The sequence below is a fragment of the Hoeflea marina genome, from assembly GCF_003182275.1.
Lineage (GTDB): Bacteria > Pseudomonadota > Alphaproteobacteria > Rhizobiales > Rhizobiaceae > Hoeflea > Hoeflea marina.
In genome coordinates this window covers 453,499-465,923 of record NZ_QGTR01000001.1, presented here as the reverse complement: position 1 = coordinate 465,923, position 12,425 = coordinate 453,499, and the positions used below count along the sequence as shown (strand labels likewise).

Here is a 12,425-nt window from a genome sequence, read left to right as displayed (position 1 = left end):
CCTCCGCATCTCAGTGCGGCTTCGGAAGTGGCGCATCGATGTCGGGATGGATCTCGGCGGCCATCAGGCCCTTGTCGCCGTCGCCGAACCGCACCAGCACCACCTGGCCCGGGCGTAACTCCGCCAGGCCATAGCGCCGCAGCGTCTCCATGTGGATGAAAATGTCTTCTGTGCCGTCGCCCCGCGTGAGAAAGCCAAAGCCCTTGGTGCGGTTGAACCATTTCACGATCGCGCGTTCGAGCCCGCTCGAGGGCTTGACCTGGACATGGGTGCGAACCGGCGGCAGTTGCGAGGGGTGAACCGCAGTCGATGTGTCCATGGACAGGATGCGGAAGGCCTGGTAGCCACGCTCACGCTTCTGGATCTCGCAGACAACGCGGGTGCCTTCAAGAACAGTCTGGTACCCGTCGCGACGCAGGCAGGTGACATGAAGCAATATGTCCTCCATGCCGTTGTCGGGAACAATAAAGCCGAAACCCTTTGCGACGTCAAACCACTTGATGACGCCGGTAATCTCCATCAGATCCACAGCGTCCGATGTCGGATCCACCGCAGCTTCGGACTTATGCGAGGAACTTTCCCCCATTTCGGATACCTCTCCGATACGCGCCACACACCAACGAAGTGATTCTCATTTGAAACAATAGCATTGGAATCGCCTTTTCGCGCAATACCCCTGCCCCAAACTTGCGCGCGCATCGGCGCATTGAAAAGAATTTATTTGCCGATCTCGGAATTCCCCCTATCTTCCGGGAGGAAAAACAAGGAGATGCCAATGCGTTACCTGCACACCATGGTCCGAGTCACGGATGTGGACAAGTCGCTCGACTTTTATTGCAACAAGCTTGGGCTGGTGGAGATCCGCCGAATGGAGAATGAAGCGGGGCGTTTCACGCTCATCTTCCTCGCCGCGCCCGAGGACGAGGAGAGGGCGAGGAAAGATCAGGCGCCCATGGTGGAACTGACCTACAACTGGGATCCCGAAGCGTATGACGGGGGCCGCAATTTCGGCCATCTCGCCTATGTCGTCGACGACATCTACGCGCTCTGCCAGTCGATGATGGATTCGGGCATCACCATCAACCGCCCGCCCCGCGACGGCCATATGGCCTTCGTGCGCTCGCCGGACGGGATCTCCATCGAGCTGCTGCAGAAGGGCGACCGCCTTCCCAGCCAGGAGCCATGGGCCTCGATGCAGAACACGGGCAAGTGGTAGGCACTTCGCCGCGGACGTCCGCATAGCCACGGGCCGCTTCCGTCCCGCCGCCGGACGGGAGCGGCGCAAGCTCCGGACAATGCTGCACTGCCACAGTAGCCGGGTCATGGTTTTGCCGTATTTGACCCGCATCCGGGCATGATATCCGGTTGTTTTCGCGCAGTTGGCTAATGTTCGCCATTCGGTTACAAAATAGCCTTCAATGACGACGAATCGATTTTGACGCTCGGGGGCGTCTCCAGGAATAAGCGGGGCTTATCACGTGCAATCCGGCGGCTTTTACACAGCAGGGCGAGGCGTCACCACGCGTTCTCTCCTGCTTGCCGCCACCGCATTGGTCCTTTCTGGCTGCGTTTCCTCCACCGACACCACGTTCATGGGCGCAGGCGGCCCCGGCTTCGCACCCGACGTGCAGGCCGTCGACGCTGCCGCAGGTCTGGCGCAGGCACCGGGCGCGGCGGCCGCGCTGGCCATGACCGAGGGCGATGGCTCCCTGCCCGTACCCACCGCTTCGCCAAATGCCGACGCCACCCTGACGGCGTCGCTGGACACCGCGCCCGAGGGCGGCGCCGGAATTGACGCGCTTAACCGCGGCATCACCCAGTCCTCCGCCATCCAGCCGGTCACCAATCTCTATTCCCAGTCGGAGCCGATGCAGGCAGCGCCGGCTGAGCCGCAGCAGGCCGCCGGAGCGACCGGGACGGCCGCGCTGCCCGATGCGCCCCAGACCGCGCCGATCCCGACCGCCTCGCCGAACGCGCAGCCGCAGGTCGCCGCAGCCGCGCCACAGAAAGAGCCGGCAACGGCCGCCGCCGAGCCCGAACCCCAGCCGGTCGCCCTTGCCGTGGTCGCACCGCCAAAGAAGCAGTCGATCTTCGCCCGCCTGTTCAGCGCCCAGCCGACGCCGCCCAAGAGCGTGCCGACGGTCCGCAAGCAGGTTGCCGAGCGGCCGCAGGTGCAGGTCGCCTCCGCCGCCGGCGGCGACAACGCCCTGCCCGGCGTGCGCGCCTCCGCCCTGTTCGAGATCACCACGGGCACCGACGAGGATGGCGAGAACGCGGCCGGCGTCGAATACGCCTCCGCTGCAGGTCTTGCCAGGCTGTCGCCGAACGGCCTGCACCTGCAGACGGAAAAGGTCGACGTCGCCTGCCTGAAGCCGAACCTCGTGCGTGTACTGAGATCGATCGAGAATCACTACGGCCGCGATGTGGTCGTCACCTCCGGTTTCCGCAGCCCGAAGCACAACCGGCGAATCGGCGGCGCCACCGGCTCCAAGCACACGTCATGCGAGGCTGCCGACATCCAGGTGGCGGGCGTGACCAAGTGGGAGCTGGCGAAATATGTGCGCTCGATGCCGGGCCGCGGCGGCGTCGGCACCTACTGCCACACCAATTCGGTGCATGTCGACATCGGCGTCGAACGCGACTGGAACTGGCGCTGCCGCCGCCGCAAGTAGCCCTTCGGCCGTCCCCGCCTTCCCGACCCCGACCGCGCAATTCCGGCGCGGTTTTTTGATGTCCGCGCGGCTGCGGATGCGCGCTGCATTTTTTTCCGGGACGGATCATTATCCGCTTGCGGGAACAAGGCGGGCTGACTATAAGGCCCACATCGCGTTACGCGCCCTTCGTCTATCGGTTAGGACGCCAGATTTTCATTCTGGAAAGAGGGGTTCGACTCCCCTAGGGCGTACCACGATCCTCCCGCATTTTCAGAGATTTGCAGCCGTTCCCTCATGGGACCCCCGACTGTTTCGGCGTGCTCGCGCGCCGGCGGTCCGGAACAAGCGCGCCACGTTGGGCGGCCGCGTCCCGCGCAGGCGCAGCCATGCCCGTTCCAGCCGCGGGCGAGCCCCCGCCCGGGACTGCCCGGTCCTTCACGGTGCGATCTGATCGGGCTCGCCGCTGCCTGTCGCGGGCGTCAGCGCGCCACGGCGGCGTCGAGCACCCGCAGCTGCACCCGGCGGGAGCCCTGCCAGTGGTCGGCCGAGAGCGTGCCGGCGAAATGGAAGTTCAATCCGCGGCCGGCCATCAGCGCCTGGCCCAGCGGCGTGTCCATGGCGCGGAAGGCGATTCCGTCAAGGCGACCGCCATCGGGGCCCTTGAGCGTCACCTTGACGTGGTTCTGTCCCACCAGGCGCACATCGGCGAGCACATGGGCAGGCACGGCGAAGACCGGCTGCGGATGCGCGGCGCCGTAGGGGCCGGCCTTTTCCACCTGGTCGACCAGCGCGATGGTGGCGCCGGAGGCGGCAACGGCGCCGTCGATGCGGAGCCGGTGATTGTCGCGGAGGCTGGCGACGGTTGACCGCGCCGAATCCTCGAAGAAGCCGCGCATGGCGCCGAGTTTCGATTCCTCAACCGTCAGCCCCGCTGCCATGGCATGGCCGCCGCCCTTGACCAGCAACCCGTCTTCCACCGCCTTGCGCACCATGCGGCCGATGTCGAAGCCGGCTATGGAACGACCCGAGCCGGTGCCCTTGCCCTGGCTGTCGAGAGCCACGGCGAAGGCCGGTCGGCGGTAGCGTTCCTTGAGCCGCGAGGCAAGCAGGCCGACAATGCCGGGATGCCAGCCACGCCGGGCGGTAACGATCACCGGGGGGCCCTCGCCCGCACCCATCTCCACGGCCACCTCGGCCTCGGCCTCCTCCAGCATCGCCACCTCGATGGCCTGGCGCTCGCGGTTGAGCTGGTCGAGCCGCTCGGCGATGGCGTCGGCCTCGTCGACCTCGGTCACCGTCAGCAGCCGGCTGCCGAGCGCCGCATCGCTGATGCGACCGCCCGCATTGATGCGCGGACCGATGAGGAAGCCCAGATGGTAGGGGCTGAGCGGGCCGTTGACGCCGGCCTTGCGCACCAGCGCCGCCAGCCCGACATTCTTCATCTGGCGCGCCACCATGAGCCCCTTGACCACGAAGGCGCGGTTGAGACCCTTGAGCGGCACCACGTCGCAGACGGTGGCCAGCGCCACCAGATCGAGCTCGCCCAGCAGATCGAAGCTGCGGACGGTGTCGGGATGGCTCACGCGCAAGAGCCGCAGGCAGCCCGCCACCACCATGAAGACGACGCCGCAGGCGCACAGATGGCCCTGGCCCGACAGATCGTCCTCGCGGTTGGGATTGACCAGCGCGTGGCAGACCGGCAGGTCCGGGCCGACCTGGTGATGGTCGATCACCACCACGTCGACGCCGAGGCGGGCGGCCTCGGCGAGCGACTCATGGCTGGTGGAGCCGCAGTCGACGGTGACGATCAACTGCGCGCCGCGGCCGACGAGATCGGCGATCGCCTGCGGGTTGGGACCGTAGCCCTCGAAGATGCGGTCGGGGATGTAGATCTCGCAGGCGACGCCGAAATGGGCGAGAAAGCGCTGCATCAGCGCCGAGGAGGCGGCGCCGTCGACATCGTAATCGCCGAAGACCGCGACGCGCTGGCCGCGATCGATCGCCGACACGATGCGGGCGGCGGCAAGGTCGCAGTCGGTGAGCCGCGACGGATCGGGCATCAGGTCCTTGATGGTGGGATCGAGAAAGCGCTGCGCCTCGCCCTGGGGCACGTCGCGGCCGGCCAGCACCCGGGCGATGATCTCGGGAATGCCGGTGACCTGCGCCATGGACAGCGCCTTGTTCTCGCCGGCCTGGTCGAGCCGCGACACCCAGGCCTGGCCGGAGAGCGAATTCTCGACCCCGAGAAAGATCTTTTCCGCCGGTTTGCTGTCGCTCATGCTGGGAATGGTTCCGCTGTGCCGTGCGGGCCGAAGACGCCGGCCCCGCTGCGGCGCACCTTGCCCGTTATGGCGTCGGGGAGCAAGGAAGAGGAGCCTCGAACCACGAGGGGCCGGCTTGGGAAGCTGGGGACAGTCGGCTCCGGGCGCTGTCCCTTCCCTCATCCGGGCGCTGCCCCTTCCCTCATCCTGAGGCGCGGCCCTGAGCCTGGCGATGGGTCGACCCGAAGGTCGAGGGAAGGCGGCGATGGCACTGAGCGTCCGCCTTGGCATCAATCGCGGTCTTGCGCCCACCAGCTTGAAGAGCGATCTGCCATCATCTAGTGTGGCAGCGAATTCGGAATTCGCGGAGTTGGTGTGGCGCTGCATCACGCGTCGACAACCTGGCGAAGGAACAGCAGGGGACGCAGGCAGAATGGATACAGCCGAAACAACCGCGGCCAAGAGTTCCGCGCGCCGCCGGGCCGACGAGATCAGGCAGTTCCGCTGCAAGAACCTGATCGCCGTTCTGGAAAATCCGAGCGATATCAAGAATATCGGAACCGTCATCCGCAACGTCAACGCGCTCGGAGTCGAAAAGGCCTATGTGGTCGATCCTCGCCGGTCGCTTCCGGACGACTGGCAGGAGATGCGCGAAAGACGGACGCTGTCCAAGCTCTCCGTCTCGGCGATCAAATGGAGCTTCGTCAAGCGCTTCGACAGCACCGAGGATTGTCTGGCGCATCTGGAGAAGAACGGCTTCGTGTCGATCGTCACATCACCCCACATCAAGGGCAGACACAACGCCGTCCTGCATGAGCCCGATTACACCGTCCACACCAAGCTGGCTGTCTGGTTCGGAAGTGAATCCACAGGCATAAGCGACCTAGCCGTCGACCGCAGCGAGATGTGCGTGAGCATTCCCATGGTCGGGATGATCGAGAGCCTGAATCTGGGCACGACCTCGGGAATTGTCCTCTACGAGATCACCCGGCAGCGACGCGCCTATCAGGAAAAATACACACGCGCCGGAAAACGGCGACCGCGGGCAACTGCGAAGACGAACGACGCGGACAGGCCTGCCTAGAGGGCATCCATGGCATGACGCGCGCCAAAGCGGTTTCACCCTCGCCCTTCGAGGGCCGCATCGCGGCCGCCTAAGGATGGGGGTGAAGGGTGGCGCCGTGTTGGCCGTTTCGCGCCCCCTTCGGCATGGGGTGAAGGCGGGCGTCGTCTTGTCCCCTTATGGTGCCAAATGATTGGAACAACGGACAATTCGCGGGCGTTCCCCCTTCCCTCATCCTGAGGTGCGACCCTGAGCCCCGCGAAGGGTCGCCTCGAAGGGCGAGGGAAGGCCACGGAGCTGCATCTTTGCTTGTACCGCAGAATTCATTCGCGCATTGTCATGAGCATTCCCGGGCCCCAGGAGACGGGCGCAATTGGAAGCGACGGTCTACATACTGCGATGCGCCGACGGCAGCTATTACACCGGCCTGACCCGACAGGACGTTGAGGCGCGCGTCTGGGAGCACAACAACCTGCCGGATGAAAAGAGCTTCACGGCAAGACGGAGACCGGTGTCCCTGGTGTTCACAGAAACCTATGACCGCCTGCTCGACGCCATCGCGCGTGAAAAGCAGATCAAGGGATGGTCCCGCCGCAAGAAGGAAGCCCTGATCGCGCAGGATTACGAAGGGCTGCCTGCACTTTCGCGCCGATCCAAAGTTGAAGACCTCCGGGATTAACCGCTGCGATCAGCGGTTTCACCCTCGCGCTTCGAGGGTGGCTCACGCGGCCGCCTAAGGATGAGGGTGAAGGGAAGCGCCGTGTTGGCAGCTTCGCGGCCTCTTCGGCATAGGAGTTCCCCTTATCGTGCCAAATGATTGGAACAACGGACAATTCGCGGGCGCCGCCCCTTCCCTCATCCTGAGGTGCGACCCTGAGCCCCGCGAAGGGTCGCCTCGAAGGGCGAGGGAAGGCCACGGAGCTCCCGGATCAGATGGAGCTCCCGGATCAGATATTTGCGGCAAGATCAGTGGCTTCACCCTCGCCCTTCGAGGGCCGCTCGCGCGGCCACCTCAGGATGAGGGTGAAGGGACGCGCTGCCGCCGCCACTCCCGGAGGGCGGCGCCGTCCAGTCCCCCAATGGCGCCAAATCATTGGAAGAATGGACAATTCGCGGGCGTTCCCGCTTCCCTCATCCTGAGGTGCGACCCTGAGCGCTGCGAAGGGTCGCCTCGAAGGGCAAGGGAAGGCCACGGAGCTCCCGGATCAGATACTGCGGCAAGATCGGTGGCTTCACCCTCGCCCTTCGAGGGCCGCTTCGCGGCCGCCTCAGGATGAGGGTGAAGGGAGGCGCCGTGTTGGCAGCTTCGCGGCCTCTTCGGCATGGTGGTGAAGGGAGGCGCCGGCTACTCTGGATCAATGTTGGACGTTGTCGCCGTGTCATCAATACCGAGATCGGCAGGACTGCCGGCTTGTTTTCCAGAGCCGGCATCCGGCGCTGCGCTGATGCCCGCCAGCAGCGTCTCGATCCGCGCCAGCCGCTCGTCGATGCGTGCGGTGCTGTCCTCGACCCGGTCGATCTTGCCGAACATCTGCCAGCCGCCGAACAGGAACGCTGCGACGCAGGTGGCGAACACCGCGCCGTAGAGGTTGAGCACGTGGCGGATGCCGGAGATGCCGTGACCGACCTCCCGCAATGTCTTGAAATCATCGGCCACCAGCACCACCCCGTCGATGGAACACGATCATTGCGGACTCGCCATGTCTGACGCATATGCCGCGACACCGCGCAGACCCCGCCGTCGGGAGCAATGATAGGTGCGAGACGTCCGGTGATCAAGAGCCCGTTCCCGCTCCTTCCGAAGCCGGTGGAGGAGCTCCCCCTCACCCGAACTTGTCGAGATCCTGGTGCCGGGCCTTGATCTCGCGCACGGTGCGCGAGGACGAGCGCATGACGATGGTGTGGGTGACGATGGCATCGCGGTTGAAGCGGACGCCGTCGAGCATGTTGCCATCGGTGACCCCGGTGGCCGAAAACAGAACGTCGCCGCGCGCCATGTCTTCCATCTGGTAGATGCGGTTCGGATCCTCGATCCCCATCCGCAGGGCGCGGGCCACCTTTTCGGGCGTATTGAGCTGCAGCCGGCCCTGCATCTGGCCGCCGATGCATCTGAGTGCGGCTGCCGCCAGCACGCCCTCGGGCGCGCCGCCGATGCCGATATAGATGTCGATGCCGGTCTCGTCGGGATTGGTGGTGTGGATGACGCCGGCGACATCGCCGTCGCCGATGAGCCGGATCGCAGCCCCCGTCGCCCGCACCGCCTCGATCAGGCGCGCATGCCGCGGCCGGTCGAGAATGCAGGCGGTGATCTCGCTGACGGCCACGCCCTTGGCGCGGGCGAGTGCCGCGATGTTGTCGGCCGGGCTCATGTCGAGCCGGACGGTGCCCGCCGGATAGCCCGGGCCGATGGCGATCTTCTCCATGTAGACGTCGGGCGCGTAGAGCAGGCTGCCCTTCTCGGCGATGGCGATGACGGCGAGCGAATTGGGCAGGTTCTTGGCGCAGATGGTGGTGCCCTCGAGCGGGTCGAGCGCGATGTCGACATCGGCGCCCTGACCGGTGCCCACCTCCTCGCCGATATAGAGCATCGGCGCCTCGTCGCGCTCGCCCTCGCCGATGACCACGGTGCCGGCGATCGGCAGCCGATTGAGCTCGGCGCGCATGGCGTCCACCGCCACCTGGTCGGCGGCCTTCTCGTCGCCGCGACCCCTCAGCCGGGCCGCCGCCACCGCCGCGCGCTCGGTCACCCGGGCGATCTCAAGCGTGAGGATGCGGTCGAGACCGTTGCCGGTGGTGCTGGTTACGTCTGCCTGCCTGTCAGCCATGCGCTGCTCCCGATCTGTCGTTCGAGGCTGCTCTTACAGCGGCGAGAGCTACCAAGGCAATGCGAAACTGGCGTGAAAACCGCTGTTTTCCCTGCAGTTTTGGCGAAATTTCGACTAAATCGATTGTAGAATCATCAGGGCCCGCATGCTGCGATGCACCCTCCGCCGCCATGCGAGGCGCCGCGGCCCGCCAGCGAGCGGACCCGCCGCCTTTCAGCCGGCGGCGGTGCGCTCGATGCGGATCACCTGCGGCGCGCCCGCAAGGTATCCCTCGCCGCGAATGCCGTCGACGGCATTGCGAACGGATGCCTCGGTGGTGGCGTGGGTGACGAGGATGACCGTCTGCCCCGACCTGGCGGCAGCCGGCTGTCCGCGCTGGACGATGGATTCCAGCGAGATGCCGTTCTTCGCCATCTCGGTGGCGATGGAGGCGAAAACGCCGGTGCGGTCCTCGACGCGCAGCGAGATGAAGTAGCCGCCCTGGTGGCTCTGCATTTCCGCCTGGCGGTAGGGTTCGAGGCTTGCGGCCGGACGGCCGAGCGCCGGGCCGTGCTGGTGGCCCGGGCGGCTCTTGGCGATGTCGGCGATGTCGCCGAGCACGGCCGAGGCGGTGGCGTCGCCGCCCGCGCCGGGACCGGAGAGCATCAGCTCGCCCAGGATGTCGGCCTCGATCGTCACGGCGTTGGTGACGCCGTCGACCTGGGCGATCATCGAGTCCTTCGGCACCATGGTCGGGTGCACCCGCTGCTCGATGCCGGTCTCGGTGCGCTGGGCGACGCCGAGGAGCTTGATGCGGTAGCCGAGCTCGTCGGCGGCATGGATGTCGTCGATGGTGATGTTGGTGATGCCCTCGATATAGACCTCGTCGCAGGCGATCTTGGTGCCGAAGGCGAGGCTGGTCAGAATCGCCAGCTTGTGGGCGGTGTCGTTGCCCTCGATGTCGAAGGCCGGATCGGCCTCGGCATAGCCCAGCCGCTGGGCTTCGGCGAGACAATCGGCAAAGCCCATGTTCTCGCGCTGCATGCGGGTGAGGATGTAGTTGCAGGTGCCGTTGAGGATGCCGTAGACGCGGCTGATCGAATTGCCGGTCAGCGACTCGCGCATCGCCTTGATCACCGGGATGCCGCCGGCCACCGCCGCCTCGAAGTTGAGCAGCACGCCGTGCTCCTCGGCGATCGTCGCCAGGTCCACGCCATGGCGGGCGAGCAGCGCCTTGTTGGCGGTGACCACGTGCACGCCGCGGCCGAGCGCCGTGCGCACCGTCGACAGCGCCGGATCGGAATCGCCGCCCATCAGCTCGACCAGCACATCGATCTCGCCCGAGCGCGCCAGCTCGACCGGATCGTCGAACCAGGTGACGCCCGACAGGTCGATGCCGCGGTCGCGGCCGCGATCGCGGGCAGAGACGGCGACGATGCGGATTTCACGGCCGCAGATCTGGGTGAGCATGGTGTGGCGGGCCGTGATGGCCGAAAACAGCGCCGCACCCACGGTGCCAAGACCGGCAATGCCGATTCTGAGGGCCTCAGTCATGTCTGTGTCACCCGAAGATTGGCGTCCGGCGCGAGAGCCGCGGACAGCAGGAAGCGATGGCGCGGTTTAAAACGCCCCGCCGCCAAGGTCAACGGCCCGCCGCGCCGACTTGCCGCGTGCGGGCCGATGGCGGAGGAGAGGTCGGCCCGGCCTCAGCGGCGCGCCGACAGCGACACCACATTGGCGGCGTCGCCGGTGCCTGTGGTGGCAAGGAACTTCTTGATCGAGCGCGCCGCCTGGCGGATGCGGTGCTCGTTCTCGACCAGCGCGATGCGCACGTGATAATCGCCCTGCTCGCCAAAACCGATCCCCGGGGCAACCGCCACGTCGGCCTTCTCGATCAGCAGCTTGGAGAATTCCAGCGAGCCCATGTCCCGGAACTGCGGCGGGATCGGCGCCCAGGCGAACATCGTCGCCGGCGGCGGCGGCACGTCCCAACCGGCCTTGCCGAAGCTGTCGACGAGCACGTCGCGACGCTTCTTGTAGATCGAACGCACCTCGGCGATGTCGGAGCCGTCGCCGTTCAGCGCCGCGGTCGCCGCCACCTGGATCGGCGTGAAGGCGCCGTAGTCGAGATAGGACTTGACCCGCGTCAGCGCCGAGATCAGCCGTTCGTTGCCGACGGCAAAGCCCATGCGCCAGCCCGGCATCGAGAAGGTTTTCGACATCGAGGTGAACTCGACGCAGATGTCCTTGGCGCCCGGCACCTGCAGCACCGACGGCGGCGGCGTGCCGTCGAAGTAGATTTCCGAATACGCCAGATCCGACAGCACGATCAGATCATGCTTCTTGGCGAAGGCGATGACGTCCTTGTAGAACTCGTAGGAGGCAACATAGGAGGTCGGGTTCGACGGGTAGTTGAGAATGAGCGCGATGGGCTTGGGGATCGAGTGCTTCACGGAGCGCTCGAGCGGCGCGAAGAAGCTCGCATCCGGCACCACGTCGAGCGAGCGGATGACTCCGCCCGACATGATGAAGCCGAAGGCATGGATCGGATAGGTCGGGTTCGGGCACAGGATGACGTCGCCGGGCGCGGTGATCGCCTGCGCCATGTTGGCAAAGCCCTCCTTGGAGCCGAGCGTGGCGATCACTTCGGTGTTCGGATCGAGCTTGACCCCGAATCGGCGCTCGTAATAGGCCGCCTGGGCCCGGCGCAGGCCGGGAATGCCGCGCGAAGTGGAATAGCGGTGGGTGCGCGGGTCGCGGACCGCCTCGCAGAGCTTGTCGACGATCGCCTGCGGCGTGGGCAGGTCGGGATTGCCCATGCCGAGATCGATGATGTCGGCGCCGCCGGCGCGCGCCGTGGCCTTGAGGCGGTTGACCTGCTCGAAGACGTAAGGCGGCAGGCGGCGGACCTTGTGAAACTCTTCCATGACCATCCCCAGAATTGCAGGCCCATCGGCCAAGACCCGGATTTCATCGGTTTGCGTCCAAATCAAGCCGGACGCAAGCGCTATTTGACGATCTCCGCCTCCGCCTCGGCGGCATGGGTGGCGGCGACCTTGCGCAGATAGGCGCGCCGCTCCGCATAGGTCATCTGCGCGGAGGGCGTGCCCGCGCGGGCGCGCAGCAGATCAGCCATCTGCTTCTCTGCAGCCCGTTTCTCGGCGTCGCTCAACTGGGAATTGGCCGACTGCAGCGCCTCGAACCGCGGGAACTCGCCGGTTCTGCTGGCGCCTGTTGCAACGAAATCCCGTGTCTCTGGAATCGGCCGGGCGCTCGGCAGCACCGTCGGCAGCCCCATCCGGGTCGCAGCCGACGGCGCCGGCTCGACCGCCGCGGTTCCCGCATCCGCCGGAGCGGTCGCCGCCAGTTGCGCCCGGGTCGGGGCGGCATCTTCCAATGACGCAGTCTGGCAGCCGGCCGCGGACATCACCACGCCACAAAACAGGCCGACAAGAGAGGCTCGACATATGAGGGTCATCGCAGCGGTTTTCCGATCTCGATCCATTGACGGTCATGACAGCCGCCGCAAAAGGCCCTATCACAGAGTTGCGGGCTTGCCGAAGGTCAATCATGATTGTCTGGCAGTCCATCCAAGCCGTTTTAAGGCAAACTGCCAGCCGGACACAACAGCCGGCATCCGGGG

Annotated in this window: 11 protein-coding genes and 1 tRNA gene; 5 read left to right on the top strand and 7 right to left on the bottom strand. The window is 66.1% G+C overall.

Features of this window, described 5'->3' with window-relative positions; genetic code table 11:
- Positions 1–10: 10 nt before the first annotated feature.
- Entirely contained in the window at positions 11–586 is a 576-nt protein-coding gene (locus DFR52_RS02190; RefSeq protein WP_110030274.1) for a cold-shock protein, read from the bottom strand.
- Between the two features lie 189 nt (positions 587–775).
- Here DFR52_RS02190 and DFR52_RS02185 point away from each other — a divergent pair, with 189 nt between their 5' ends.
- The 3 genes from DFR52_RS02185 to DFR52_RS02175 all read left to right on the top strand — a co-directional run bounded on the left by DFR52_RS02185 (position 776) and on the right by DFR52_RS02175 (position 2,908).
- Positions 776–1,216, top strand: a complete 441-nt coding sequence (locus DFR52_RS02185) for a VOC family protein (RefSeq protein WP_110030273.1) — start codon at positions 776–778, stop codon at positions 1,214–1,216.
- Between the two features lie 376 nt (positions 1,217–1,592).
- Positions 1,593–2,672, top strand: a complete 1,080-nt coding sequence (locus DFR52_RS02180; protein ID WP_245415157.1) for a YcbK family protein — start codon at positions 1,593–1,595, stop codon at positions 2,670–2,672.
- Positions 2,673–2,833: 161 nt separating this feature from the next.
- Positions 2,834–2,908, top strand: a tRNA-Glu gene (locus tag DFR52_RS02175).
- Between the two features lie 225 nt (positions 2,909–3,133).
- Here DFR52_RS02175 and recJ read toward each other — a convergent pair.
- Entirely contained in the window at positions 3,134–4,933 is a 1,800-nt protein-coding gene (gene recJ / locus DFR52_RS02170) for a single-stranded-DNA-specific exonuclease RecJ (protein ID WP_110030271.1), read from the bottom strand.
- Between the two features lie 415 nt (positions 4,934–5,348).
- On the opposite strand from recJ, the gene DFR52_RS02165 reads away from it, so the two are divergent.
- Together DFR52_RS02165 and DFR52_RS02160 are read left to right on the top strand one after the other, a co-directional pair.
- Positions 5,349–5,999, top strand: coding sequence for a TrmH family RNA methyltransferase (locus tag DFR52_RS02165; protein ID WP_110030270.1), 651 nt, complete (start codon positions 5,349–5,351; stop codon positions 5,997–5,999).
- 352 nt (positions 6,000–6,351) lie between these two features.
- Positions 6,352–6,657, top strand: coding sequence for a GIY-YIG nuclease family protein (locus DFR52_RS02160; RefSeq protein ID WP_110030269.1), 306 nt, complete (start codon positions 6,352–6,354; stop codon positions 6,655–6,657).
- A gap of 666 nt (positions 6,658–7,323) precedes the next feature.
- Here DFR52_RS02160 and DFR52_RS02155 read toward each other — a convergent pair.
- The 5 genes from DFR52_RS02155 to DFR52_RS02135 form a co-directional block, all read right to left on the bottom strand.
- Entirely contained in the window at positions 7,324–7,635 is a 312-nt protein-coding gene (locus DFR52_RS02155) for a hypothetical protein (RefSeq protein ID WP_146215526.1), read from the bottom strand.
- Positions 7,636–7,801: 166 nt separating this feature from the next.
- On the bottom strand, positions 7,802–8,803 hold the full coding sequence (gene glpX, locus DFR52_RS02150) for a class II fructose-bisphosphatase (protein ID WP_110030267.1): 1,002 nt from the start codon (positions 8,801–8,803) through the stop codon (positions 7,802–7,804).
- A gap of 213 nt (positions 8,804–9,016) precedes the next feature.
- Positions 9,017–10,336 carry a homoserine dehydrogenase gene (locus tag DFR52_RS02145; RefSeq protein WP_110030266.1) on the bottom strand — a complete coding sequence of 440 codons (1,320 nt, stop codon included), beginning with the start codon at positions 10,334–10,336 and terminating at the stop codon, positions 9,017–9,019.
- A 152-nt stretch (positions 10,337–10,488) separates the two neighbouring features.
- Positions 10,489–11,709 carry an LL-diaminopimelate aminotransferase gene (locus DFR52_RS02140; RefSeq protein WP_110031079.1) on the bottom strand — a complete coding sequence of 407 codons (1,221 nt, stop codon included), beginning with the start codon at positions 11,707–11,709 and terminating at the stop codon, positions 10,489–10,491.
- Between the two features lie 80 nt (positions 11,710–11,789).
- The gene (locus DFR52_RS02135) at positions 11,790–12,179 is read right to left on the bottom strand and encodes a hypothetical protein (protein WP_146215525.1); all 390 of its coding nucleotides are present in this window, start codon (positions 12,177–12,179) and stop codon (positions 11,790–11,792) included.
- Positions 12,180–12,425: the final 246 nt, after the last annotated feature.